This window comes from Neobacillus sp. Soil_C_43 (assembly GCF_057656715.1).
On sequence record NZ_JBDGJV010000021.1, the window covers coordinates 36,029 to 59,801 of the forward strand.

27 protein-coding genes are annotated in these 23,773 nt (G+C 38.6%); 5 read left to right on the top strand and 22 right to left on the bottom strand.

Annotated elements, in window-relative coordinates; translation table 11 throughout:
- Positions 1-81: 81 nt before the first annotated feature.
- Both AC3A54_RS21860 and AC3A54_RS21865 read right to left on the bottom strand, forming a co-directional pair.
- Positions 82-885, bottom strand: coding sequence for an endonuclease/exonuclease/phosphatase family protein (locus tag AC3A54_RS21860; RefSeq protein WP_487656213.1), 804 nt, complete (start codon positions 883-885; stop codon positions 82-84).
- Between the two features lie 39 nt (positions 886-924).
- Positions 925-1,803: a LysR family transcriptional regulator gene (locus AC3A54_RS21865; protein ID WP_487656214.1), complete on the bottom strand. Its 879-nt coding sequence runs from the start codon at positions 1,801-1,803 to the stop codon at positions 925-927.
- Between the two features lie 111 nt (positions 1,804-1,914).
- Here AC3A54_RS21865 and AC3A54_RS21870 point away from each other — a divergent pair, with 111 nt between their 5' ends.
- Positions 1,915-3,003 carry a citrate/2-methylcitrate synthase gene (locus tag AC3A54_RS21870; protein WP_487656215.1) on the top strand — a complete coding sequence of 363 codons (1,089 nt, stop codon included), beginning with the start codon at positions 1,915-1,917 and terminating at the stop codon, positions 3,001-3,003.
- Between the two features lie 67 nt (positions 3,004-3,070).
- On the opposite strand, the gene AC3A54_RS21875 is transcribed toward AC3A54_RS21870, so the two are convergent.
- The 3 genes from AC3A54_RS21875 to AC3A54_RS21885 all read right to left on the bottom strand — a co-directional run bounded on the left by AC3A54_RS21875 (position 3,071) and on the right by AC3A54_RS21885 (position 5,048).
- A complete protein-coding gene (locus AC3A54_RS21875) occupies positions 3,071-3,679 on the bottom strand; it encodes an exonuclease domain-containing protein (RefSeq protein WP_487656216.1) in 609 nt (202 codons plus the stop codon).
- A gap of 75 nt (positions 3,680-3,754) precedes the next feature.
- Complete coding sequence (locus AC3A54_RS21880; RefSeq protein WP_487656217.1) at positions 3,755-4,327, bottom strand: TetR/AcrR family transcriptional regulator; 573 nt, start codon at positions 4,325-4,327, stop codon at positions 3,755-3,757.
- A gap of 13 nt (positions 4,328-4,340) precedes the next feature.
- Positions 4,341-5,048 carry an MBL fold metallo-hydrolase gene (locus AC3A54_RS21885; RefSeq protein ID WP_487656218.1) on the bottom strand — a complete coding sequence of 236 codons (708 nt, stop codon included), beginning with the start codon at positions 5,046-5,048 and terminating at the stop codon, positions 4,341-4,343.
- 237 nt (positions 5,049-5,285) lie between these two features.
- Between AC3A54_RS21885 and AC3A54_RS21890 the strand changes: the two genes are divergently transcribed.
- Positions 5,286-5,795, top strand: a complete 510-nt coding sequence (locus AC3A54_RS21890; protein WP_487656219.1) for a DoxX family membrane protein — start codon at positions 5,286-5,288, stop codon at positions 5,793-5,795.
- A 257-nt stretch (positions 5,796-6,052) separates the two neighbouring features.
- Here the strand turns inward: AC3A54_RS21890 and AC3A54_RS21895 are convergent, their stop codons facing one another.
- The 11 genes from AC3A54_RS21895 to AC3A54_RS21945 all read right to left on the bottom strand — a co-directional run bounded on the left by AC3A54_RS21895 (position 6,053) and on the right by AC3A54_RS21945 (position 14,591).
- The gene (locus tag AC3A54_RS21895) at positions 6,053-7,003 is read right to left on the bottom strand and encodes a PDR/VanB family oxidoreductase (protein WP_487656220.1); all 951 of its coding nucleotides are present in this window, start codon (positions 7,001-7,003) and stop codon (positions 6,053-6,055) included.
- 14 nt (positions 7,004-7,017) lie between these two features.
- On the bottom strand, positions 7,018-7,476 hold the full coding sequence (locus AC3A54_RS21900) for a hypothetical protein (RefSeq protein WP_487656221.1): 459 nt from the start codon (positions 7,474-7,476) through the stop codon (positions 7,018-7,020).
- On the bottom strand, positions 7,473-8,429 hold the full coding sequence (locus tag AC3A54_RS21905; protein WP_487656222.1) for a heme-dependent oxidative N-demethylase family protein: 957 nt from the start codon (positions 8,427-8,429) through the stop codon (positions 7,473-7,475). Before AC3A54_RS21905 ends, AC3A54_RS21900 begins: the two co-directional genes overlap by 4 nt.
- A 669-nt stretch (positions 8,430-9,098) precedes the next feature.
- Positions 9,099-9,323: a hypothetical protein gene (locus AC3A54_RS21910; RefSeq protein WP_335544938.1), complete on the bottom strand. Its 225-nt coding sequence runs from the start codon at positions 9,321-9,323 to the stop codon at positions 9,099-9,101.
- Positions 9,324-9,508: 185 nt separating this feature from the next.
- Positions 9,509-9,997: an N-acetyltransferase family protein gene (locus tag AC3A54_RS21915; RefSeq protein ID WP_487656223.1), complete on the bottom strand. Its 489-nt coding sequence runs from the start codon at positions 9,995-9,997 to the stop codon at positions 9,509-9,511.
- Positions 9,978-10,670 (bottom strand): HAD family hydrolase, encoded by a 693-nt coding sequence (locus tag AC3A54_RS21920; protein WP_487656224.1) that lies wholly within the window; start codon positions 10,668-10,670, stop codon positions 9,978-9,980. Before AC3A54_RS21920 ends, AC3A54_RS21915 begins: the two co-directional genes overlap by 20 nt.
- 201 nt (positions 10,671-10,871) lie before the next feature.
- Positions 10,872-11,390 carry a GNAT family N-acetyltransferase gene (locus AC3A54_RS21925; RefSeq protein ID WP_487656225.1) on the bottom strand — a complete coding sequence of 173 codons (519 nt, stop codon included), beginning with the start codon at positions 11,388-11,390 and terminating at the stop codon, positions 10,872-10,874.
- A 107-nt stretch (positions 11,391-11,497) separates the two neighbouring features.
- On the bottom strand, positions 11,498-12,826 hold the full coding sequence (locus tag AC3A54_RS21930; protein WP_487656226.1) for a DUF4179 domain-containing protein: 1,329 nt from the start codon (positions 12,824-12,826) through the stop codon (positions 11,498-11,500).
- Complete coding sequence (locus AC3A54_RS21935) at positions 12,819-13,343, bottom strand: sigma-70 family RNA polymerase sigma factor (RefSeq protein ID WP_487656227.1); 525 nt, start codon at positions 13,341-13,343, stop codon at positions 12,819-12,821. The genes AC3A54_RS21930 and AC3A54_RS21935 overlap by 8 nt, the downstream gene beginning before the upstream one ends.
- Before the next feature lie 284 nt (positions 13,344-13,627).
- Positions 13,628-13,897: a hypothetical protein gene (locus AC3A54_RS21940; RefSeq protein WP_487656228.1), complete on the bottom strand. Its 270-nt coding sequence runs from the start codon at positions 13,895-13,897 to the stop codon at positions 13,628-13,630.
- Between the two features lie 127 nt (positions 13,898-14,024).
- Complete coding sequence (locus AC3A54_RS21945) at positions 14,025-14,591, bottom strand: hypothetical protein (RefSeq protein WP_487656229.1); 567 nt, start codon at positions 14,589-14,591, stop codon at positions 14,025-14,027.
- Positions 14,592-14,733: 142 nt separating this feature from the next.
- On the opposite strand from AC3A54_RS21945, the gene AC3A54_RS21950 reads away from it, so the two are divergent.
- Positions 14,734-15,222, top strand: coding sequence for a nucleoside deaminase (locus tag AC3A54_RS21950; protein ID WP_487656230.1), 489 nt, complete (start codon positions 14,734-14,736; stop codon positions 15,220-15,222).
- Positions 15,223-15,723: 501 nt separating this feature from the next.
- Here AC3A54_RS21950 and AC3A54_RS21955 read toward each other — a convergent pair.
- The 3 genes from AC3A54_RS21955 to AC3A54_RS21965 all read right to left on the bottom strand — a co-directional run bounded on the left by AC3A54_RS21955 (position 15,724) and on the right by AC3A54_RS21965 (position 19,412).
- Entirely contained in the window at positions 15,724-17,367 is a 1,644-nt protein-coding gene (locus AC3A54_RS21955; RefSeq protein WP_487656231.1) for a M4 family metallopeptidase, read from the bottom strand.
- Positions 17,368-17,615: 248 nt separating this feature from the next.
- On the bottom strand, positions 17,616-17,891 hold the full coding sequence (locus AC3A54_RS21960; protein WP_487656232.1) for a hypothetical protein: 276 nt from the start codon (positions 17,889-17,891) through the stop codon (positions 17,616-17,618).
- A 513-nt stretch (positions 17,892-18,404) separates the two neighbouring features.
- Positions 18,405-19,412: a DUF3231 family protein gene (locus AC3A54_RS21965; protein WP_487656233.1), complete on the bottom strand. Its 1,008-nt coding sequence runs from the start codon at positions 19,410-19,412 to the stop codon at positions 18,405-18,407.
- Positions 19,413-19,465: 53 nt separating this feature from the next.
- Between AC3A54_RS21965 and AC3A54_RS21970 the strand changes: the two genes are divergently transcribed.
- Complete coding sequence (locus AC3A54_RS21970; RefSeq protein ID WP_335534754.1) at positions 19,466-19,597, top strand: hypothetical protein; 132 nt, start codon at positions 19,466-19,468, stop codon at positions 19,595-19,597.
- A gap of 403 nt (positions 19,598-20,000) precedes the next feature.
- On the opposite strand, the gene AC3A54_RS21975 is transcribed toward AC3A54_RS21970, so the two are convergent.
- On the bottom strand, positions 20,001-21,044 hold the full coding sequence (locus AC3A54_RS21975; protein WP_487656234.1) for a GGDEF domain-containing protein: 1,044 nt from the start codon (positions 21,042-21,044) through the stop codon (positions 20,001-20,003).
- A 258-nt stretch (positions 21,045-21,302) separates the two neighbouring features.
- Positions 21,303-22,277 carry an alpha/beta fold hydrolase gene (locus AC3A54_RS21980; protein ID WP_487656235.1) on the bottom strand — a complete coding sequence of 325 codons (975 nt, stop codon included), beginning with the start codon at positions 22,275-22,277 and terminating at the stop codon, positions 21,303-21,305.
- A gap of 165 nt (positions 22,278-22,442) precedes the next feature.
- Between AC3A54_RS21980 and AC3A54_RS21985 the strand changes: the two genes are divergently transcribed.
- On the top strand, positions 22,443-23,219 hold the full coding sequence (locus AC3A54_RS21985; protein WP_487656236.1) for an alpha/beta hydrolase: 777 nt from the start codon (positions 22,443-22,445) through the stop codon (positions 23,217-23,219).
- A 57-nt stretch (positions 23,220-23,276) separates the two neighbouring features.
- Here the strand turns inward: AC3A54_RS21985 and AC3A54_RS21990 are convergent, their stop codons facing one another.
- Positions 23,277-23,732, bottom strand: coding sequence for a DUF2269 family protein (locus AC3A54_RS21990; RefSeq protein WP_335534762.1), 456 nt, complete (start codon positions 23,730-23,732; stop codon positions 23,277-23,279).
- Positions 23,733-23,773: the final 41 nt, after the last annotated feature.

A 23,773-nucleotide genomic window follows, 5' to 3' on the forward strand; every position in this document is an offset into this window, starting at 1 on the left:
CAACTTCTGACAGGGTTGATGAATTCTAATATTAATAACAATAAACTTTGCGAAAACAGCCCTTTTTTTTCATTTGTATGTTTAGAATTCTTCGGATAAGTTAACTTCTACACCAAAATGGTCCGATACAACCATTCGATTGACATTATTAAAGATTACCTTTGAATAGTCTACCTGAACAGGCTTATTAGTTAAAATCAAATCAATTCTTAGGTCTTGCTTGTTGTTGCTCCAACCTGCAATTTTCCCTTTGACGGTAATTCCTTCATCTTTATCATCCGTCATGTGGTATGTATCATAAAGACCATGGTTGATCAAATACTCATAACCCTCTTCCTTTAGAGAAGCATCGTTATTAAAATCACCCATAAGATAAACGGTCTGATCCAAATTTATTTGCTGTAGTAGCTTGTCCACTTGCCCCTTAAAGGGTTCATCTTCATCGTGCCACCACCCCATATGACAGGAATAAAAGGATAGTAATTTGTTATTGTAGGAAATGGTTGCTCCGACAATTCTACGTGTTTTCCAGTTAGTAGCGTAATCTACACTGTTAGAAACGAAGAATGAGTGCTCCTCAACGATTGGATGCTTCGTTAGAATGGCAACGCCTTCCTCATAGGTGCCATTTGTAATATAGTGGGATACATCCCACACTAAGAAATATTCAGCGCCACCAAGCTTTTCTAACTCTTGTAACAAAACATATACATAATTGTTTTTCTTAACTTTCCCGTCCACATACTCCGCTTCAAGTGCTTGACTTACCTCTTGCAATGCAATGACATCATATGATTTTTCCTTAATGGTTTGTGCCAAGTATTTTATCTTTTCTATTTGATTTTCCTCATGCCATGAATGGCAATTTAAAGTTAAAAGTTTCATTTATGTATTACCTCGATGTTTTTTTAAAATATTTTATCACTACCATCTAAAGTTGGAAATAAACTTTAGAAACTCTATTTGTTTTGAATGTTCATATTTCATAATCGCGTGGGTGTTAGCTTCAGGCAAGTTGATAGACTCACAATGTACTTCAATCAACCTGCCTTCTAATAACTCTCTTCTCACAGTAGAGGTTGGCAGGAAGGACACTCCTAACCCCTCAATAATAAACCGTTTCGTAATGTGCACCTGTGACACCTTCATCATTCGGACACTTGGATACTTACTTTTCACCACTCTTGAAAGAAGATCCCAATAACCTGGATGATTGTGAGTTAACAGATAATTGGTTGTTAACACTTCTTCTTCATCTAAGGGAGGTGCTGATTCTGAATCTCTCCCATCGTGTGGGGCAACTAATATTACGTTATCTTTAGCTAAAAGCTTACAAATCAAACTCTGATTTGTACTGTTCAAACAAGACAGCCCCAAATCTACTTCTTCCCTTAAGACAGCCTGTTCAATTTCAACTGATTCAATAATTTTGACAGAAATCTCCACTTCCGGATACTGCTTTGTATAGCTTTTTAATACGTAAGGTAAAATCGTATCAGCGATTAGAGGTGATATACCAAGTGTTAACTTCCTTGTGTATCCTTGACTAAAGGTATTCAAATCCTCGAGACCATGCTGATAAACCTCCAGCAATCTCTTCGCGTGAATCAAATAGCGTTTACCTTCCTCGGTCAGTTTAATTTTTCTTCCCTCTCGATGAAATAAAAGAATACCCAGCTCTTTTTCCAGCTGTTTTATATGAACCGTTACTGATGGTTGTGAAATATATAATAGCTCTGCCGTTCTTCTAAAATTTCCACACTCTGCTGCCGTAACAAATGTATTAAGCCACTGAAACTCCATACCCATTGCTCCTTATTAAAAATAGTAATCAATTACTTTAAAATTATTTAATATTCTTAATTATGTTTATTTTATAGAATATAGTAATCAAAGGGAAGAAGGAGTGATTGAATGATGCACAAAGGTTTGAAAGGAATTGTTGCTGCGGATACAGCCATTAGTCATATTGATGGAGAAAATGGTCAACTCATTTATAGGGGATATGAAATCAGGAGTCTTACACAAAAATACTCCTTCGAGGAAACGGCCTACCTCCTTTGGTACGGGGAATTCCCCAATGCCGAACAGCTAGGAATCTTGAAAGATAGGATGAGAAATGAACGGGTTCTCCAAGACAATATTAGGCAAATAATTGATCTGCTTCCACCTTCCATGGATATGATGAGTGTCATTAGGACGGCCATTTCAGCAGAAGGCGGTAATTCTGATTATACCTGGAAGCCCACTCTACCACAGGCAATAAGATTAACCTCTCTTGTTCCGACAATTATTGCCTATCGGAAACGAAAGCTCGAAGGTAACACGGTTGTTCCTCCTCGGATGGATTTAGACCATGTTGAAAATTATCTTTATATGCTTTCTGGACACCTTCCACTAGCTGCACATGTGGAATCTCTTGAGACCTATATGATTTTAACTCTTGAACATGGTATGAATGCTTCTACCTTTTCAGCGAGAGTGACAGCTTCAACGGAATCAGATATCGTATCAGCCGTCACTTCTGCAATTGGTACGATGAAAGGACCGCTTCATGGCGGTGCCCCGTCAGGAGTCATTGCCCTTCTAAATGAAATAGCTTTAGTTGGTGATCCTGAAAGCGTGATAAAGGAGAAGTTAACTAAAGGAGAAAAATTGATGGGGTTCGGACACAGAGTTTATAAAACTCATGATCCGCGAGCTATTTCCTTAAAGAGTAAACTCTTAGAGCTTGTTGGTAAGGATGAATGGTTGGACCTAGCGATGAAGGTAGAAGAAACCGCGGTGAAGGTATTGGCTGAAATCAAACCGGGTCGTTCCCTTTATACAAACGTGGAGTTTTACGCTGCCGCCATCATGAAAGCCATAAACATGGAAGCAGAATTGTTCACACCCACCTTTACTGCCAGCAGAATGGTCGGCTGGACCGCTCATATCCTCGAACAGGCGGTAAACAACACCATCTATCGTCCACATGCAAACTATATTGGCGTGATTAAATAAAAAAATGACAGGTGTCAGGCACCTGTCCTTTTGCACAAAAAACTAATCAAACGTTTGATTAGTTTTTTTAGCCTAATTTAGTTCGTGTAGCAGCTGGCTGATATTTTTTCATTGGTCCCTTTTCAAGCACTTCTTGGAGATAGAGGTTCCCTTTCGGACTTGTTTTCTTAAGCAAATCCATCAAGTATGTAATATCATCTAGTGCCCTATGTGTTTGGTAATCAGTAATATCATGTGCTTGCAATAAAGTCAGAAGTTTGCCGTTTGAAAAACCATAATTTTTCCATGGTACCCCTCTCATCGTACAATACCACTTCAGATCATTAACCTCTGGATACATATGATAAAGAAAGCTTCGATCAAAGGAAGCATTATGGGCAAATACTGAGTCTGCACGATGAAAGTACGTTTTTATTTTCCCATCAAGAAAGGTTTTTCCTTTTACTAACTCATAAGGAATTCCGTGAACACGATACGCAGTATCATAATTATTCCTTGCAGAACGAGAAAGCGGTTCACGTAAAAAAGAATCCTCTTCAATAATATCGATAATCTCCCCTGAATCCGTTCGATACGAAAACAGCTTCAGGGCTAATTCAATAACCTCATCCTTGGTAGGACCTAAACCTGTTGTTTCAACGTCCACAAGCAACCCAAATTTTTCTAAACCATGCAAAATAATCATCCTTTTTACATTCTAATGTTAATCCTATTATAACAGAGGTTACTAGGCAGTCCTATCACTATCCAGTTAGGAACCTTTTTCCATTCCGGTAAGAAATGCTTGAATAATCATTAACAAGCTTTCATCCAAATCTAAGGATAATTTAAATCCACCTCTTTGCTCTAAGGAAGAAAAACCATGTAAAATACTGCGCAATCCTCTTACAGCATGCAAAGCCCGATCTTCCTCTAAACGATAGGCACTTAATACCCTTACTGAAAGCTCCACTATTTTTGCTCCTGCTTGCTGCACCTCCACATCTTCTGGATCAGGTGCGAGTAGGGTTGCCTCATACAAGCCAGGATGTATCCTCGCATAATTTACATATGCCTGGCTCATGGCTAGTACCGCTTCGGTGCCTGACACCCCAATAGCCGCATCAGCCATTTCCGCATACAGCCGGTCAATGCCATAAATGGCTAATTGCTTCCTAAGGCCAGGTAGGCCATCGAAGTGATTATATAAGGAAGGAGGGCGGATATTTAGCTTTTTAGCCAGGTTTGCAAGTGTAACCTCTTGCAAACCCTTTTGATCCGCCAGTTCTCCTGCTGTTTCTAGTATCGTTGTTAAGTCAAGTGCTACTTTTGGTCTTGGTGACATTGTATCTGCTCTCCTATCCGATCTTCTGCTCTAAATGTTGAATGGCCCGTTCCATGATTGGTACAGGATTTTCTACCATTTCTCCGTGCCCAACTGCAAGAAGAGTTGGTTCGTAACTCACTAATTTCTTTGCACTGGCTAGTGCCGTCCGCTTACTCCATGTACCAAAGGCAGGGAATGGGAACAATGGTTTTATATCTCCTGCCACTGCCACTCCACCTCTTGTTTGGAAAGCATCCCCTGCAATTACTGCCTTAGTCCGTAAGTCTAAAAAAGATAAAGATCCCGGTGTATGGCCTGGGGTTTCGATTGCTGTAAGTGACCCAATCAGGTCCCCTTCCTTCAATAATACATTTGCTCTTGTCTTCAACTTCTTTGGAACTCCACCTTTTATCGGTGTGGCTTCTTCGTGTGAATCAAGCGTGCGGTCGCCATTCATTAATCGATGATCCCTTATGGAGATATAAACCGGTACCTCGGGGAGCCTTTCTTTGATTGCATCCAATGCTCCGACATGGTCCTCATGTGCATGCGTCAATATAATCTTTGTAATGGGTTTCCCGATTTTCTCAGCAGCCTGAAGAATCCCCTTTGCGCAAAATCCAAGTGCTGCATCAATCAACGTTAATCCTTCCTCTTCCTCCACTAAATAGCAATTAACAGGAAAAAAATTGGCCATAAACGTGACTTGATACAGGTACCCATTTTTAATAATCCTCATTTCGTCATCCCCTTTTAACTAATATCGTTAGTTTTATTTTAACTAATAACATTAGTTTTATCAATAGGTTTTTCATTTTTTTGGAAAAAATATTTCATCTATAAAGTTGTTAAAAAAGTGTTCAAAACTTCATTACAAATATGTGAAAGACTGAACAAATTACCCTTAATTCGAAACAAACATGATATATTAACAATGTACTTAATATATAAAACTTATTAACAAGGAGTGTTTCACATGGTAGTAAATTGGTTAAGAGAAAACAAAGTTGCTGCAGGAATTTTGACAGTTCTTCGCTTATATATCGGTTATTCTTGGATAACAGCCGGTTTCCACAAGTTAGCAGACGGTTTTGATGCTTCTGGTTATTTAAAGGGAGCGATTGCTAATCCGGTAAAAGGACCAGATGGCACTTTGGTTTATGGTTGGTATGTGGACTTCTTAAAACATTTTGCTCTTCCAAACGTTGATATCTTTAATACAATTGTTCCACTTGGTGAATTTTTAATAGGTCTTGGACTTCTTCTTGGATGCTTAACAACAGCTGCTATGTTCTTTGGTCTTGTGATGAATTTCTCTTTCTTCTTAGCTGGAACTGTATCTCATATTCCAACAGACCTTTTCATTGGAGCGATCATCTTATTCTCTGGTTACAATGCAGGTCGCATCGGTCTTGACCGCTGGGTAATTCCATTTATCCGCAGAACTGTTTTTAAAGGTAATAAAACTGTTAAAGCAACGGTTTAACAAATTATATTTCTAAATACCCAAAAGGACACTATGAACGAAAGTGTCCTTTTTGTGTATGTCCATTTAGGCTTTGTTAAAATTGCCTGTAGATTTCCGCTCCAGGCACTTCGCTTTCCGTGGGTGTTTCGGCGAGCCTCCTCGGCGCTTGCGCCTGCGGGGTCTCCCCTGAACCATACTCCCACAGGAGTCTTCGTGCCTTCCGCTCCAATCAACAGGGTGTAAAAATCTACACTCTTCTTTTACACAGTCTTCATTTAAAAATCTATCACTAATTTTCCTGATTTAGCCCTCGATATACAGGTCAATATCACATTTTGGGCACTCTTTTGTTCTTCACTTAAAAAAGAATCATAATGATCGACTATACCATCAACAACTTTCAACTCGCAGGTTCCGCAGCGTCCCACCCGACAAGAAAAGGGTGCTTGAATTCCTGCTTCTAGCAAGGCATCTAAAAATGTCTGGTCTTTTTCAACATGAATCACTTCTCCACGAGTGAGTTGGGCTTGAAAGGATGCGGCTTTCTTAGGAAGGGTTGGTGCAAATCGTTCAAGGTGGATGCTCGACCTCGGATAACCAAATCGAACCGCTGCTTCTGTTAGGTCTGTCATAAATGAATCCGGCCCACAGAAATAGACATGTGTTCCAATTCGATGCTCCAAAAGTGTGGTTTCCCGCAGTCGCTTCGTCTCATTTCCTTTTGAAAAATAAAAATGAGATTGATGTGGGAAATTTGCCTGTAAAAAATCATAGAAGGCGCAAAGCTCTTTTGATTTTGCTGCATAGTGCAGTTCAAACGAAGACCCTTTATCTTTTAGCTCCAGCATCATAGAGATAAAGGGGGTTACACCAATTCCTGCTGCATAAAACACATGATGCTTCGCCTTAAAGCTTAATGGAAAATGGTTTCTAGGATAACTGACCTTTACCGTATCCCCTACTTTTACTTCCTGATGCCAATAAAGTGAGCCTCCCGTGGAGGTTTCACTTAAGCGGATGGCAATCTGATAGCTGTCCATTGTATCTGGATGATTTGTTAACGAATAATTTCTTTCCTTTCCATCGATATATGTAGTTATATGTGAACCTGCACTAAAGGCAGGTAGCAGCGTCTCTTCCACTGGGGACAGTGTAAAGCGTTTCACCTGTGGGGTTTCTTGAATGATTGATTTTACATAGACAGGAATTGTTTTTTCTTTAAGCATAACAGCCCCTTCTTTCATAGTCTCGCGACATACCCAAGATAGGCATCGCGAAGTTGAGAGTAATGATCAGAAACCTCCAGTAATAACCCACAATAATCACAGTTTCGTTCAGGCTGGCCCTTTTCCAAAACAGAGATCCCATGACATCTGCAGCAAAAGACCTTAATCTGCTCTTTTCCATAGCCAATATACTGTGCATCCTCTTCCGAAAATCCCGCATCCTCTGCCAACTGTTTCAATTTTTTTAAAACATTCCACTCTGCTGCGGCATAGAGGAAGCTCCCCATTTTCTGCATGCTGAGCCATTCTGAAGAAAGGATGGGATTCCAATTATCTTTAACTATCTGAATCTCGTAGCTTAAATTTCCATCTTTAACAACATCTATCAATGGCTGTAACAGCTTTATACCCTCTTCATCCGCACAAAATAAATAGTGGCGCTTTCCAGGTACAAGTGTTATATTCTCGCTCATAAAGCTTCCCTACTTTCCACCTGTTCCCTTAAATACTCTAGGACCGCATCCCTGAATAGGGAGAGCCCTTTATACTCCACTATATAAGGAGGCAACTCCTGAAGGACCTGATAGAACTGATTTAGCCATTCAGGTTTAGCTGCTAATTTTTCCAAAGGAAGTAGGTGGGTATGGATGGTAAAAAGAATTCCTCCTGTTCGAGGCAATCGGAATAATTTCTGGACCTCCACACGGAGATGAACAAACTCCCCTGCATTTTCCTTTGTAACTTGTTTTCTCCCCTTTCCCCAAACATCGAAGGTTTCAAGGGAAGTATCTAGTCGGTTCCCAGCCATTAAGGACCAGTTTTTACGCCACCATGGATTCCCTGGTTCCAGCTTCAGTAGGAATTGAAGAATCCGTTCATCAAGTCCTTCGTCTTTAAAGCCCGGGATCGGCTGATGAATCTCTTTAAAGTTCATTCCCAAATCGAAGGCCAAAGACCAATTGGCAGGAAAACAGAGCTGGCCTGCATCTAAAAATAAATCGTTATCTCGCTGCATCATAAAGATCAAGTCCTCTTGGACATGTCTGCCAATATAGTTAAGCGGCTCACATGGTAAAGTGGACTCATCTCCAAAAATGAAGCTTTGCTTTTCTTGTAAAAGGTGATTAGTAAACGTCCAGTTATCACCTTTTTTATCTAATCCAAATTTGTCTGGATAATAGGTTCCTAGATGCTCCATCACTAAATCTAGGATTTCCCACTGACCTTTTATCGTATGCTGCAGGGATTGAAAACAACGTTCAGGGTGGGCCGTAAGAATTTCACGCTTAAGCTCGATTTCCTCCCGATAATTTTGGGTAATCTCAATACTAATCGGATGATTCATTGGTACTGAGTTATTAGAATAGCGATATACATCTTCTTTAAATGGATATGGAAATGAATCCAAACCATCACTCTGCTTCATAAAAACCCCCACTTTACTGAAAATTCTTTATTTTCATTTTAATAAAAATGGACCATAAAAGGGAATAGGAAAAGTGAAAGCTCAGAAACTATTAAATTGATTATTTACCTTTGTAATAATTTATCAAAAAAGGAGTGAAAATGACCAAGCTTATAAAAGAAGCAAGATTGTCTGATGCCATCACTGTACATAGATTGAGGTTCTTTACGAAATAAGGTTGCGAATGAGGCAATTTAATTTTCACGGTTTTCTGTACCACCTCATGCAAGAGGGAAAGGAATTGCAAAGGAGTTGCCTTACCTTCTGACTGTGTTTCTCTTTTTTCCTCCAACTCTGTCAGAAGTTACCCTCCCTTCTGACTGTGTCTCGCTTTTTTCCTCCAACTCTGTCAGAAGTTGCCCTCCCTTCTGACTGTGTCTCGTTTTTTTCCTCCAACTCTGTCAGAAGTTGCCCTCCCTTCTGACTGTGTCTCGCTTTTTTCCTCCAACTCTGTCAGAAGTTGCCCTCCCTTCTGACTGTGTCAGCTTTTTTCCTCCAACTCTGTCAGAAGTTGCTTTTGAATTAGGAACAAAAAAGTACAGAGAGCAACAAAGTTTACGAAGAGAGACTTTCTAAAACAACAAAAGCGCCTCCTACACGATATCCACCGTGAATGAGACGCTTTTTGTATTAATACTGCTGTTCTTCACTTTCAACATTTACTTTGTTCTCGTACCAGTTCGTTACTTGTGTAAGGATAGCAAAGACAAAAAAGAAATTCATTGCCCAAACGTTAATAAAAGGGGCTAAGCCGCCAAACTCAATGGTTTCATACCCTTTTAACTTCATCACGATCATCGACTCGATAAATATTAAAACAAAACCAACTACACCCGCTACAGCCGCTCTAATCACATTTGTTTCCTCCTTAAAATTAGTCTTCCTCTATTGGAATACAAACCACTATGTATTTTTGACAATTTCGTGAACATCCTTACTCACATTATATTGCATATTCCTAACATTCAAAAGCCCAATATAAAAATAAAAGGGTGTCAATCACCATGTGAAATTTCACATGGTGCCTGACACCGATTATTTTAAAACTTTACTACCATATCCCATGAGGTTCCGTCTACACCTATCTGTTTAAAGCCAAACTTATGATAGAGGTGAAGAGCCGGATTGTTGGGGTCTACGCTTAAAGAAACCGCGCTAAATCCTGATTCCCTGGTTACTTTTAGCATCTCTCCGAGAAGCGCTTTGCCGATTCCTCTTCCCCTATACGCTGGAAGAAGGGCCATTCCTAATAAAGGAATTTTTTCATCCACATAGCCATAGGTCTTATTCGTATCATCAAATAAACGGACCCATACTGCACCAATGGGAGTATCGTCGGCATCCATCGCAATCAAGGCGGTGTCCCCTTCACGTCCCCAGCCTTTCATGGATTGAGCGATATGTGGTTCCTTTAGAATATCTCTCGAAGGGCGAGGTTCTCCTCCGGGAACAAAAATGGCTTGGTATAACATTTCCCAAAGGAATTCTTCGTCCTCTTTTACGCCAAGTCTAATTTGATAGTCGTTCAAGTGCATCCCCCTGTTCTACTTCTTTCTGTTTAATCAAATTCAATACGTGCCTTAAGCGTATGTCGCCCATTGAAGATAATCTTAGACAATAATCTGTGAACTCTAAATGGGCTGTAACAGAATTAGGGACAACTACGCAGTTTAATCCAGCAGTTCTAGCAGCTTTTAGTCCATTTAAAGAATCTTCAAAAGCAAACGCATCCGTCACAGCAACACCTAATGCTTCAACCGCTTTTACATATAATTCAGGATCCGGTTTAACCCTAGACACATCATCCCTCGTTTTAATCACATCAAAATACGGAAAAATAGTCAGCTTTTTTAAGTAGCTCTCAACCCACTCTCGGCTCGAGCTTGATGCTAAGCCAATTTTCAACCCTAATTCCTTGGCCTCCATTAAATAATCCTCTACTCCGTCCCTTAAAGCAGGCTCACCCATTTTTACAGCAAAGAGCTTATGGGCCGCATCTTTTATGACAACCGATTCAACTGGTGAAGGGAGGTTTTTTTCAATATAAGAATATAAGTCCGCATCATCGGTTCCTATCACTCTTGCAAATTGTTCAACCGTTAATTCTAACCCATGGTTATTTAAAACCTCTTTAAAAGACTCGAACCAAACTGTCTCCGTATCAACAATTAATCCATCAAAATCAAATATTACTGCTTTCATTAGCAATCACCTCTCTAGTGTTAAACGTAAAAAATTAAAAAAAGTTTCAATGTGTAGCAAATGTAAGGTTTATACCAAGTCCTAATAGAACCAGTCCAGTGATTCCTTCCATTACCAGTAAGACTCTTGGCCGTGTCATCCATTCTTTCATTCTTACTAAAAAGAGAGGTTGACTCATAATAAGCAGTCAACCTCTTTAAATCAGATTATTTTCTCATAACAATAATACGTTTCATGACCTAATGGTTTTGTCGAAATAAAAATTTCTCCCTTTTTTATGTACCTTCTAGTCTCATAGAATTTAAGTGCACCTGGATTTCCAGAAAAGGCGTCGAGGCGGATTCCGACATACCCTTTTTCCTTAGCATATGCCTCAACAAACTCCAGCATTTTCCCACCGTATCCGTTTCCTTGTGCCGAAGGGTTAACACAGAACGAGTGAAGAATTAAGACCTTGCCCTCAGGTTCGCTCCACTTCACCTCTTGCCATTCTGGAAGCTGCCATTCATTGAGGACCATGGCCCCCATCACTTGAACATCTACACGATAGACAAATATTTCTCCCTCATTAACGACCCATTCCAAATATTCTCTGTTAGGATACTGGTCATCCCATTGAAAAATTTCCTTACTAAGAAGATCCTTTTTACAAGTCTCAAATAAATCAATGATAGAACCTAGGTCCTCTTTTGTACCTAGTGATACACTCTCTTGGATCATGATGACACCCCTTTTTATGCAGTCGATTTCTCTACCTCATTTTAACATAATATTCCTTTTTTCCTCCGAGCAAAAAAAAGAGCGTACAAGCTCTTTTTTGCTAAAGCCTACTTTATTTTTATTTTCGCTTCACTTTTAATCCATGATGGGAAGAAGTTGAGTTCAAGAGAAATCGGATTCATATTATTTTGTAGTTCGGGGATTCGAAAGCCAAACTCTATTACTCGCTCATCTCCTCCTTTATATGACATTGATGTTTCAGGAATATCGATGACATTACCATTCTTGTCTTTTGCTTCACCAATCGCAGTATAGTGAAACTCATTTTTTGTCTGCATAGTTAGCATGACTTGTTTGCCATCAACTATTAAATTGCTGAAAACATTTTCTTTCGGCTGTTTGAGAATTTGTTCCGTCTGCGTATCAATCACAACCATGGCCTCTTCTTTATCCACTGCCTGAATTTTATTCAAAACTAGATACAATTCTTTTGGTTCCCGGAAGTAATTACTCTGCAAGTATATGATTGCTTCATCAACAGAAATTTTACTTGCTGTCATTCCATTCGCAATTTTGTTCCATACTTCCCCATTTTCATCAACTAACCGTAAATCATCAAAATTTAATATCTTCTTCGTATTTTTAGGATTCATTTTGATATGAACGGCTACCCTTAGTGGATATATAGCAGCGTCTAAGAAAGTAATTTTCTGCCCTTCAATGGTAACTGTTTTGTTTAGTTGATAGGTTTTCTTCTCTTTTATTTCTTTTTTTAGCTGAAAAGGAAGAATAAACTCTTCAGTCTTTGAATCCTTTTTTATTTTCACTGCTAGTACCAGCTCTTTGGACTCAAGGGGGTGCTTCAAATCAATTTCAAAGGTACCAGTAGAAATCGATTTACCGTTACCTTCAGTGTGGATCTCTCCTGCAGAGGTTGATATTGAAGCCCAATCCACTGATTTCTCATCTCCATAGTGTAACCGTGGTCCTTCCATGTAGAACTCCGTGTCTTTATCGGATTCTATGGAATAAAATAATAACAACCCATTTTCATCTGTAATAGCTCCATCTATCGTGAACTTCATACCATTCTTTACTTGTGATGCCCCTAATTTTTCATAATAATCATTTTCAACTGCCAGCATCTTTCCCTTGTCATTACGGATCAACTCGACTAACTTTTCCATTCCGGGAATCACCGTAATATAATTGGCGAAAGCTGGTGATAGTCGAATAGAGGAGAAAAAACCTAAAAGAATAATAGCAGCCAGCCCCATGCTAAAAACCCATGTTTTCATGAGCGGTTTCCTACGTTTCTCAGCCTTCGCTTTCATAAATCCATTTAGGATAGCCTCATCTAACAACTCCAATGGAGCTTCTATATTGTCATATGAATTTTTATAGTTTGTCAGTTGGCTTTCTTCCTTTTCATACATGCAAATCACCGCCCTTGTCTTCTAATTTTTCGCGAAGTGCCTTTAAGGCTTTATTAAGCCACGTCTTCACCGTTCCTTCTGGGCATTTCATGGTTTGGGCTATGTCCTTTATTCTCATATCATTAAAATATTTTAGAGTCAGTACTTCTCTAGAACGCTCATCTAAATCCAACATGGCATCCTTTAATTCCATTTCTGTATGGCTCTCTGTTTTACCTTGATGAATCAATGCATCATCCCCAAAAATTACCCGCTTGTTCTTTTTTAACTGATCATTACAATAGTTAATCATAATCCGAATAAGCCATGTTTTAAAATAAGCTATATCTCTGACTGAACCCATGCTTTTATAGGCTCGGTATGTAACTTCCTGAATGGCCTCTAACGCCTCTTCTTCATTCCTTAAGAATGAAAGTGCTGTTTTATATAAATCTATTTTATATGTCTGAATCAGCTTTAAAAAAGCTGTATCATCCCCTTTAATAGCAGCCTTAACTAATTGTTCATCTACACTCAAGTTCTTGCCCCCTCACGTTCTGATACATTTAAATATTAGACTAAGGAGGAGGAAAAAAGTTTTTATTTTAGTAAAAAAAGGTTAGATTCTACAAAAATGGGAAGGAATTCTACAAAATTTTAATTAACTCTACAAAATCGAGGAGGTATTCTACAAAATTTCAACTTATTCTACAAATCCAGGAGGTAATTCTACAAAAGTTGGAAATCCCATTCCAATCCGCTAAGAATCCAAAAAAAAACTCGCCAAATGGCGAGCCGCAATTGATGATTAGAATTCTTGTTCTAAGATTTTCTGTGGCCAGGATAGTAGCCGCTATGCCCATGGTGATAACCATGCCCTGGAATGTAAGTGCCGTGCCCATGGTGATAGCCATGTCCTGGATAGTAACCACCGTGCCCATGGTGATAGCCTTGTCCTGGATAGTAGCCACCGTGCCCATGGTGATAACCATGGCCTGGATAATAAGTGCCATGGCCATGATGATAGCCTTGTCCTGGATGATAACCGCCTTGGCCATGATGGTAGCCTTGTTGTGGATATTGTCTTTCCATTTTTGAACGCCTCCTTGCTTGTCATTGGAATATAGTATGTCTCTAATGACAAAGAGGCGTAGATGCCTGCCCTATTTATCCTTTTTAATTTTGCCTATAATATAAAATCCCATGTCCCCTGTTCTTTTTACAATCTAGCCCGGCCCCTTACTTTTAACAATAGCTTCGTAAACCCATAAGCAACAAACACGATCACAAGGTCTATAAGGAATAGATAGAATTGGTTCATTCCCTTTTTAAATTCCACTAACCCAAGATATCTCTCAAAAGATGCAAAGCCAAAAGCAAACACCGCACTTAATAAAATTGTATAAAAAAAGAAGTTTTTCTTATGATTGGTACAATACTGATATAGTAGCAAGAACCCAACAGGTAAGACTGATGCAGTTACATTTGTCGCATTCGGTAAAGCTGGAAGTAAAAAATATTTATGAACAAAGAACCCACTATGTCCAAGTGCAATATCCACATACGCCCATAGGATATGTACGGTGTATCCAAAGAAAAATATTTCAAATATCCTCTTCCTATCAACTGTAAATACCAGCAGGATTAAGGGAAAGAGAAGTAAAGCAAGTACCAGCCAGAACTGCCAGTTTCCAAAGTCGGAATATTGATTCCAGTAAGAAGAATACGCTGAGTGTAACTCCACTTTTTTTTCAACTATTCGCTCCCATTGCTGCTTGTAATCCACGTGCTATACCTCCAGACTTAGACGATATATTCTACTTAGGTTCCACAATCATCCATTTTATATACATCCTTCAAATCCCCTCTACTTTTTTCTCAATATTTGGTATTTTAGTATTATAGAAAAAATAAGGCAGGGGAGCAAAATGATTACTAATTTCCATGAATACGACCATCATTTTTTTATGCAGGAAGCTCTAAAGGAAGCAGAAGAAGCAGGGAAACGCGGAGATCGGCCTATTGGCGCCGTTATTGTTCACAATGGCACCATTATTGCACGAGGATCTAACAGGATTAATACAATGGACAATATGCTGGAACATGCTGAAATTAACGCAATGAACGCATGCCCTTCCTACTTACGGAAACATTCCCGTGAATGTATTTTATATACAACCGTGGAACCATGTATAATGTGTTTATCTACTATAATTGTTGCAAATATCCATAACGTTGTTTATGCAGTAGAGGATAAATATATGGATATGGCTCAATTTATTAATTCAAGCGCATACATTAAGAAACGATTACTTCATTACCATGGCGGAGTGTTAGCAGAAGAATCATCCCAAATCCTGAAGACCCACTCCCCCTTTATGGCAGAAGTTGTTTTGAATGGTAGAATCCCTTCCTAGCATCTTCACAACATCCACATAACTTCACTATAAGTTCTACACAAGTTTTCACTATGATAAGAGTATCTTAATTAGGAAATGGTTCGAAGAGCTCATTTCTTAAAACTTCCCATAATTTGATTGGTGCCTGACACCAATCTATTTTTTTTGTAAAAAAACCCTCGCTAAGATTTAATCAGCTGCCCTTACGGTTCCCGGTTGAAATCTCCACAACTTCCACATAACTTCCCCCTAAGTTCTTCACAAGTTTTCTTTATGATAAAAGTAACTTAATTAGGAAATAAGTTCGAGGAACTCATTTCTTAAAACTTCCCATTTTGGATTGGTGCCTGACACCAATCTATTTTTTTTGCAAAAAAATATGAGGCTGACTCATAAGGGGTCTGACACCACTAAAAATGCAATATCTAGACTAGATTTCACTAGGTTTTAACTAGATATTGCATTGTGGGGTCTGACACCTTTGTTTTTGAGTCAGCCTCATATTCAAGATTTATTTTTTTAGTAGACGCCTACTTGTGACCAAGCAGAGGCAACTGCATTATATTGTGAACTGCCTGTACCATACAGATCCGCCGCTGCAGCAAGTAGTGATGCACGGGCATCGCTAAAGTCACTCTGTGGAGCAAGGTACACAGTAAGAGCACGGTAGTAAATTTTCTCCGCAACAGAAGTACCTAGGCTTGAGATCGTTAAGTATGCAGCTTTGTTTGGAATACCACTGTTTGTATGAACACCGCCGTTATCTGATGTAGTGTTAACATAACCGCTCATATTTTCTGGCTGTCCATAAAGGCTAGGATTTGAAAGACTGCGAAGTGCATCACCTGCTTTATTTGGTGTGTATACATCTTCTCCCATTAAATAATCACCTTTGTCTAAGAATACCCCAAACGTATCAGAAATGGACTCATTCAGTGCTCCTGATTGGTATTGATATTCTAAACCAGCCGTTCTTTCTGTAACAGCATGTGTTAATTCATGCGCTACGACATCAAGTGCACCTGACAAAGGTCTAAAAGTTGTTCCATCACCATCACCATAAACCATTTGTGAACCATTCCAGAAAGCATTATTGTAATTCCTGCTGTAATGAACGGTAGAACGGATGGTTGCACCATTGTTATCAAAGCTATTTCGGTTAAAGGTATTCATGTAGTAATCATATACCTTACCCGCATAGTAGTTAGCATCTACGTCGGCGCCCTGTGATACAGCATTAAATTGATTATCAGGATCAACAGAATAGTTACCTGGCAGGGAAGTTCTACTTGATGCCGTTCTTGTTTCAATTACACCTGTCATTGGTTTCGTTACATCATATAAATAATAAGTACTGTTTGAAAAATAAGTATTAAACGTTTTATAATCGCCTAACACACCATAGCCAGATCCTGTCGTTGCCCCATCTGCCACAGCATTATAGGAATTTAGTACATTACCATTTACAGCATCCACGTAAACGACCCAGTTAGCCGGATATGGCTGAATGAATTGAAGATTTGTTTTATAAGCAAGGTAAAAATCGTTCGCTTTTTTATAAACTACTAATTCTGCTTTTTCAACCGTATCTTCAAATTTTGCACCTGTTGGTCCCGCTTCTGCATTTGTTATCGTTTCCTCTTTTGTTACATTAATAGATTTCCAAGCCTTCTCGAGAGCCACTCCCTTAGAAAGCTGTGCTTTTAATGCACCTTTGAAATAGTTTGCTGCTTCTGGAAACACATCCCCATTCACGGCAGTAACGATTCCATTTTTATCGGTATGCACCTTAAATTTCGCCCCATCGACAGGAATGCCTTGAACAGACTGAACAAAATTGTAATGTTTGCTGCCTAACTCGTCCGTCTGAACATCTAGTAATGTCAAATCTTTATCGGTATCTAATTTATATAGGCTTTTATTTTCTTTTAAAAATTGCTTTACCGCTGTTTTATCTTTATATGCTTTAGTTGATAGTTTTCCATGAACGAAGGACGGAACAGCTTGTCCTTTTTTCCAGTTTACCTTTGCATCCTTACCAAACTGACTTGCATCTTTCGTAACTGTAACATTGTACGGAACCGCCTGCGCCGCAGCAGTAATCGGTACCACAGACCCCATCGTTAATCCCAATGCCAAAACAAGTGACGTGCGTTTCTTCATAATCTCCCAGCCTCCTAATAATTTTATTTGTGTAGAATTTTCAAAATTATCATATCACGGAGAAAACGAATGCATAATTGGGAAAAAAGCGGCGGATTCGGTGTCAGGCACCAATAGTAAATTACATCTACACAGGAAAAATCCCAACACCTGTTTCATTTATGGCGTTGGGAAATATTAAGTTTATATTTTTCAAGTCTATTATTCACTTCGTTAAAAATAGGCAGAAAGGCCCTGAAAAAAGCGGGTTATTGTGAAACAACGTCAAGGATAAATTGGATAATCTGGTAGATTAACAGCCCGATGATAACAAGCACCGAAATGGATGCAAAGATTCTCCTAGGTTTCCGGTACCATTTTGGCAATTGTGTGATTTGTTTAGGAGATTGGAAACCTTGGACGATATCGCCATGTTTGATTGCATCATTAAAGGGGGCTCTCTCCTCTAGTAAAACCAGATGTGCCTCATTCTTATCATGTTGGCGGGAATCATTTTTAGATAGATTTTTGGAAGAGTTGTTCATTGTCCAGCACTCCTTTACTTTAAGGCGGGGCATCGTATCTTTTCACTTATTATAACATTATATTACTAGTATTTACCATTTTACTAATTATCCGCGTATCTAAGCCCCGTAACCACCGAAAATTCAGTTCAACGGGCACTAGTCACCCGCAACTCCATTAACAAAGGACTGTCAAAATGACAGCCCCTGATCTAAACATGATCCACCCATACCAAAGTATGTTTGAAACATGTATTTTGCGCTTATCTCAAGTCAATTTTTATTGAATTTAATTCAATTGGCATATTTGCACCCATCCGGGTATGAAGGACAAAACTTGGTTGGTTTACATGAAAAATGTCTTTCATCCGGGTTATGAAGGACAAAAATCGGTCGGGCAACATGAAAAATGTCTTTCATCTCGGTTATGAAGGACAAAATTCGGTCGGACAACATGAAAAATGTCCTTCATCCAAGTAACGAAGGCCAAAATGTAACCCGTTATTGATGATTTTTGACGGTTATCTTTACTGCCTACTTCCCCTTTATTATTTTCCCGCGGTCATCTGCCTGTGGAGGTTCCTCCATCCAGCCATGTTTTATCAAAATATTTGCCCCATCTTCTGCATATAAAGCTATTTCAGGAATTAAGGAGGCATATTTCATGCCAACATCTCGTCTTGGACTTGCGGCCATGGCCATCCCGTAATTTCCTACCCCAGCAGCAATCATTCCAGCGACATTAAACATGATCAATTTATCCGAAAAGGCAGGAATAGTCGAATCTGTTAAAGCCGAATCCCAACTCATTGGAATCGGCAAATCTTCTTTTCTTAAAAAATCACTAAAGATGTCGACATGCTTTTGGGCAACCTCCATTCCCCTCATTAAATATTGCTTTACTTCTTTTCTTTGTGCAATCTGTGCATACCCTGTTATTAGTGTTTTCCCAATAGCATTCGTTTGGACATTTATAAATAAATGAGTAATTTCCACAGACGTTAAGGGTCTCTTATGACCCAAAAATCCTGCTAAAAAATGCTGTTTTTTTATAAAGTCCACTCTATCGGGAACTGATATGTATGGTGGTCTTATATAGGTACCTTGTTTAAGCATTAAGTCTCTTGTAAGGTCCTGAAGCTTGACTCCAATCTTTAGAACCCTTTTATGCAGCTCAACCATATCCGGACGTGTTGCAACACCCAGCGCTGCACTGCTTGCTGCCATTGCAAGTATAGACATATGTCTTAAAAACATTAACACAAAGGTATCTGAAAAGAGCCTTGGCGCTTGCGCATCGACATCTTGGTCTGTAAAACCAACGGGGATAGGGAAAGACTCCTTAATAAAGATACCCTCCATAATAGAAATATTTCCTTCCGCTGAGTTCAGGACAAATTCAATAATTGGACGGACTTCTTCATCTTCGACTTTTTCTAAAAAATACTTATTTATGCAGACAGTAATCGTATCCTTTAAATATTGCGCCCACAGTCCAGACATTTCCGCAGCCGTCAAACGAATCCTAGTTTTATCTTCCATGTTAATACCCTCAGTTTCATTTTCCATTAGTATCCACAATAGATGGAAAATTTATGATTCTACAAAAAATAAATGTAAAAAAACAGCTATCTATGACAGCTGTTCACCTTTTACAACTATATCCAGTTTCTACGCTGCGGACCGCACGTAAAGGAAGTCCTGACCTTCATAAAATCGTACATTAGTGCGGCTTTTCTTCCCTTATCCGTCTGTCTATTTCTTTTGTCATAAAGACACTCCATAAATTCCCGATCACATTGACAGCGGTCCCCTCCCCTACTCAGGCAGCGATCATGGCGCTTGCAACATGCATCAACATCATTTATCGGTTCGCCTGGTCCACTACATCCGGGCCCACACCATCTATATTCCTTAAAAAGACAAAATGAAAACGGTCCACTACTTCTTCTATTTTGCAAAACACTCACCCCCAAAACACTTCATATGCTTTTCCAACTAAAACTATTTCAATATATAAATAGTATATGGGGTATTTAAAAAAGTGAGCTAGCAAAAGCCCGTACCAAAAACTCTCCATCAATAAATCCATATAAAATGAAAAGCCCCTATTTTTTTGAATAGGGGCATCTATACATAGTTACATATACTTACTTTATTTTTACCAGTATTCTTGGATTGGTACAAACCTTCGTCTGCTCTGTTTAATAACGAATCGATGTTATCATCAAGCTCAGACTCGGCCACCCCGAAGCTTGCAGTTAACCGGCCGACACACTGGAACTCGTGCTCTTCCACTCTTTCTCTTAAGTAATCTGCAAGAGCAACAGCGTTATGTCCTAAAACATCGGAGATAATAATAAATTCTTCTCCTCCCCAGCGGCCCAAAAGGTCACGTGGGGAAAGATTTTCTTGTATCAGTTCAGCTAACTCAACTAAAACATAGTCGCCAATTTTATGACCAAACATATCATTGACCTTCTTAAAATGGTCAATATCAAAGAAAATTATAGAAAAACTCATGTGCATTTCCCTAGAATCACTCAACTTTTGCTCCAGCCACTCATCAATTTGATGACGGTTAGCAATTCCAGTTAGCGAATCTAAATAGGCATGTTTTTTATACAAATCCATTTTAGCATAGGCCCTAAACATATGCTGTGCGTAAAATAGGACAATAATATAGACCAAATTAGCAAAATAAAACTGCATTAAAGAATCAATTGATTCTGCGGAAAGTTTGTTTATTACCACTACTCCACCTAATAAGGTAATCAGGAAAATTCCTATAGAGTAGTACAATCCTCTTCTTATCCCTAGCGTTAAAAAAATGAACATGATAATAATAGGCATCCAGACAATAAAATCGCCTAAAGAACCATCAATTTTCAACATATAATTGTAGATCGTATCAAAAAAAGTTGTTACATGATAGATACTTATTAACGCTAAATTAGATAACTCGCTAAATCGCACAGACCTTCTTTTATACACTAAGACCCAGCTGACGGCAAACCATATAGTCATTGTGTTATTAATAATAAAACTAAGTTTGTCCGATGCATCGACATTTTGCATAATAGTATTCAATATGAGGGCAATCAGAATACATGGGATCACCCACAAATACACACTTCTCTTAAGATCAGCAAGTGATTCATATTGTTTTGACATCGGATTTCATCTCCCCAACTAATCCTTTTGATTAGTCCAGCCCTAACCCGCAAAAAACGGAGAATTTCTTAGAAATATGCTCATTCTATACACTCATTTTAAACGATAAATAGTCGTTTTTATATAGCTTTATTGACCTATGATTGTAGTATTTTTGTCCATTTTGTCTAATAAAGACAGAGGTTTTATTATAGTTCGGATACTCCTTGACATTTTTCACAAAAAATAAGACTGACTCCTTTTTGAGCCAGCCAAGAATTATGCATATTTTTCTTTTATTTTTAAACACTCTTTGAAAAATTTATTAGGCTCTTCAAAATTCAAAAGGTGCGCAGAGTTTTCAAACCAAATAAATTCTTTATACGGTGCTTCCAATAGCTCAAAATATTGCTTTGCCAATGAAGATGGCGCTTGATAATCATGTTTGCCGGCAAAGATAAAAACAGGCATTTCTAAGCTAATGACCGATTTTCGAAAATCAATATTCAGCAATTGCGGCCAAATGGTTTCTAAGGATAATTTTCCTGCTTTCATGTAGGTAAACCAATCTTTAAGTGTATACTCTGTTCCAAATAACATATTAGAATAAACAAGGTTATACAGACCCACACCCACTATCGAACCTCCGAATGCCGACAGCCATTTCCCTTTTACATCGAGAAATTTCATATCAGCAGGATTAAACTCAATTTCCTCTAAATCCTTCAGCGCCTTTGTTTTTCTCTGTTCATTCGCTTTTTTCAATGTAAACTCATACGAGAGTTTTTCACCATCTTGGAAATTCACTACCTGCCCTATTCCTATGTAACTATGAATGTAGTCCGGCTTTTTTTGCGCAGCAAATGTCCCCAAGACCGAGCCCCATGAATGCCCTACTAAAAATAACTTCGATTGGTGGAAACGGTTTAATAAATACTCCATTAACTCTATCGTATCATTAAGGATATTTTCAACAGTCAACTCTTCTTTCTTTGTATCGGAAGAAAACGATAATCCTGAGCCACGTTGATCCCAGTTGACGACAATAAACTCTTTTTCAAGCTCCCGTTGAAACTTAGGGGCAAAACCAATTTGGGCCGATCCTGGTCCTCCATGTAAAAAAAGCATAATAGGATTGGAGATGTTTTCTCCTCTTAGTAAAATCGTTTGCTTGACTCCGCCAATCATAATTTCCTCTAATGCTGAAATGGATTCAAACTCACTTACAATCTTCTTTGTTTTTCGTGTAAACATCTTGACCCCTCCAAGGGTTATAAACTGATTTATCCCAACATATCCATGATATTCTAGATAGATTATACAGCTTAAATACAAACAATCATATTAGAAATAATGCAATAATTTCAAATTATGGTAAATTAAAGTTTATAAGATTTAATATAATGGTAGGTGACAAACATGTTAGAAAAATTCCTTGTTTACATGTCAGCGTTTCAGCAAGAAAGAATGGTTAGAGTATACCTTCCGAAAAACTATAGTACAGAAAATAAGTTCTATCCTGTGTTATATATGCACGACGGACAGAATGTTTTTCAAGATGAAGAGGCTACTCAAGGAGTATCCTTAGGAATGAAGGATTATTTAGATGCAAGTGGTTTACAAATTATTGTTGTAGGAATTGACTTAAATACTGAAGGAAAAGAACGGATTAACGAGTATTGCCCATGGGTGAATGGTGAAACAAGCAAAAAAATATTAGGTTATGCCGATCCATCCGGCGGTAGAGGAGACGACTATCTTGGTTTCATCGTCAAGGAACTTAAGCCCTTGATAGACAGTACTTACCGAACACTAGTGGATCATACTTCGATGGCGGGGATTTCGTTAGGTGCCATCCTATCCACTTATGCGGCCTGCAAGTACCCACATATTTTTAAAAGAATAGGTGCCATATCCCCTGGCTTTTATCGAAACCAAGAGGAAATTGAAAATTTGTTAAGGAATTCAGACTTGTCAGCCATCGAGAGATTCTACATGGACTTAGGTAAAAAAGAAGTGGGCGATGATGAAGAAATGAATCAAGTTTTTCTTGCTCTTACCAATAATGTATATGAGATCCTAAAAGATAAGGTGGAAAACATCAACTTTCAATTAATCGAAGATGCACAGCATAGTTATACTTTCTTTAGAAAAAGAATTCCTTCTATCCTTTCTTATTTATTTTCAGATTTATAACCAGATACTTGTGACACAAAAGAACGGTATGGCTTTTGATTGGCCACACCGTTCTTTTTAAAATGGTTTTAAGATCATTAGAGCAATAATGATTAAAAAGATTAGATTTTCTAAGTCTTCGTATCGGAAAAGAACCTTAGCTAGTCGCCAATATTCTTCAGGAATTTCTTCGCCTTTATGCGATTCGAGTAACGCTTTGACTGGTTTTGACCTTGGAGACAAAACAAGCGGGCCAATCGCAAGAGCTGCTAAGAAGAGAATAAGGCTTATAACATACCATCCCATCTTGAACAAGCTTGGATTTAAGAGTCCCATCGCTATTCCAGTAATCAGTAGAAGGGTGCCTCCTACCATAACAAATATATGTAGTTTATGCCTGATTTTATATGAATGCCTTAATTCGGTCATGTTTTTGCCGGATTTAACAACAGTTGTTAAAATAAACCCAGGTCCCATTCCCAAAATAGCTGAAAAAATATGAATGAACACAATTACTTTGTATAGAGAAACCACTGGTGCTCAACCTCCCATTTCCTGCATGCTCCCATTTTACC

Bases quoted from the DNA above. Each gene is read 5' to 3' on its own strand.
- AC3A54_RS21860 (WP_487656213.1), bottom strand. From the start codon at position 885: ATGAAACTTTTAACTTTAAATTGCCATTCATGGCATGAGGAAAATCAA.
- AC3A54_RS21865 (WP_487656214.1), bottom strand. From the start codon at position 1,803: ATGGAGTTTCAGTGGCTTAATACATTTGTTACGGCAGCAGAGTGTGGA.
- AC3A54_RS21870 (WP_487656215.1), top strand. From the start codon at position 1,915: ATGATGCACAAAGGTTTGAAAGGAATTGTTGCTGCGGATACAGCCATT.
- AC3A54_RS21880 (WP_487656217.1), bottom strand. From the start codon at position 4,327: ATGTCACCAAGACCAAAAGTAGCACTTGACTTAACAACGATACTAGAA.
- AC3A54_RS21885 (WP_487656218.1), bottom strand. From the start codon at position 5,048: ATGAGGATTATTAAAAATGGGTACCTGTATCAAGTCACGTTTATGGCC.
- AC3A54_RS21890 (WP_487656219.1), top strand. From the start codon at position 5,286: ATGGTAGTAAATTGGTTAAGAGAAAACAAAGTTGCTGCAGGAATTTTG.
- AC3A54_RS21895 (WP_487656220.1), bottom strand. From the start codon at position 7,003: ATGCTTAAAGAAAAAACAATTCCTGTCTATGTAAAATCAATCATTCAA.
- AC3A54_RS21900 (WP_487656221.1), bottom strand. From the start codon at position 7,476: ATGAGCGAGAATATAACACTTGTACCTGGAAAGCGCCACTATTTATTT.
- AC3A54_RS21905 (WP_487656222.1), bottom strand. From the start codon at position 8,429: ATGAAGCAGAGTGATGGTTTGGATTCATTTCCATATCCATTTAAAGAA.
- AC3A54_RS21920 (WP_487656224.1), bottom strand. From the start codon at position 10,670: ATGAAAGCAGTAATATTTGATTTTGATGGATTAATTGTTGATACGGAG.
- AC3A54_RS21925 (WP_487656225.1), bottom strand. From the start codon at position 11,390: ATGATCCAAGAGAGTGTATCACTAGGTACAAAAGAGGACCTAGGTTCT.
- AC3A54_RS21930 (WP_487656226.1), bottom strand. From the start codon at position 12,826: ATGTATGAAAAGGAAGAAAGCCAACTGACAAACTATAAAAATTCATAT.
- AC3A54_RS21940 (WP_487656228.1), bottom strand. From the start codon at position 13,897: ATGGAAAGACAATATCCACAACAAGGCTACCATCATGGCCAAGGCGGT.
- AC3A54_RS21950 (WP_487656230.1), top strand. From the start codon at position 14,734: ATGATTACTAATTTCCATGAATACGACCATCATTTTTTTATGCAGGAA.
- AC3A54_RS21955 (WP_487656231.1), bottom strand. From the start codon at position 17,367: ATGAAGAAACGCACGTCACTTGTTTTGGCATTGGGATTAACGATGGGG.
- AC3A54_RS21960 (WP_487656232.1), bottom strand. From the start codon at position 17,891: ATGAACAACTCTTCCAAAAATCTATCTAAAAATGATTCCCGCCAACAT.
- AC3A54_RS21965 (WP_487656233.1), bottom strand. From the start codon at position 19,412: ATGGAAGATAAAACTAGGATTCGTTTGACGGCTGCGGAAATGTCTGGA.
- AC3A54_RS21970 (WP_335534754.1), top strand. From the start codon at position 19,466: ATGATTCTACAAAAAATAAATGTAAAAAAACAGCTATCTATGACAGCT.
- AC3A54_RS21975 (WP_487656234.1), bottom strand. From the start codon at position 21,044: ATGTCAAAACAATATGAATCACTTGCTGATCTTAAGAGAAGTGTGTAT.
- AC3A54_RS21980 (WP_487656235.1), bottom strand. From the start codon at position 22,277: ATGTTTACACGAAAAACAAAGAAGATTGTAAGTGAGTTTGAATCCATT.
- AC3A54_RS21985 (WP_487656236.1), top strand. From the start codon at position 22,443: ATGTTAGAAAAATTCCTTGTTTACATGTCAGCGTTTCAGCAAGAAAGA.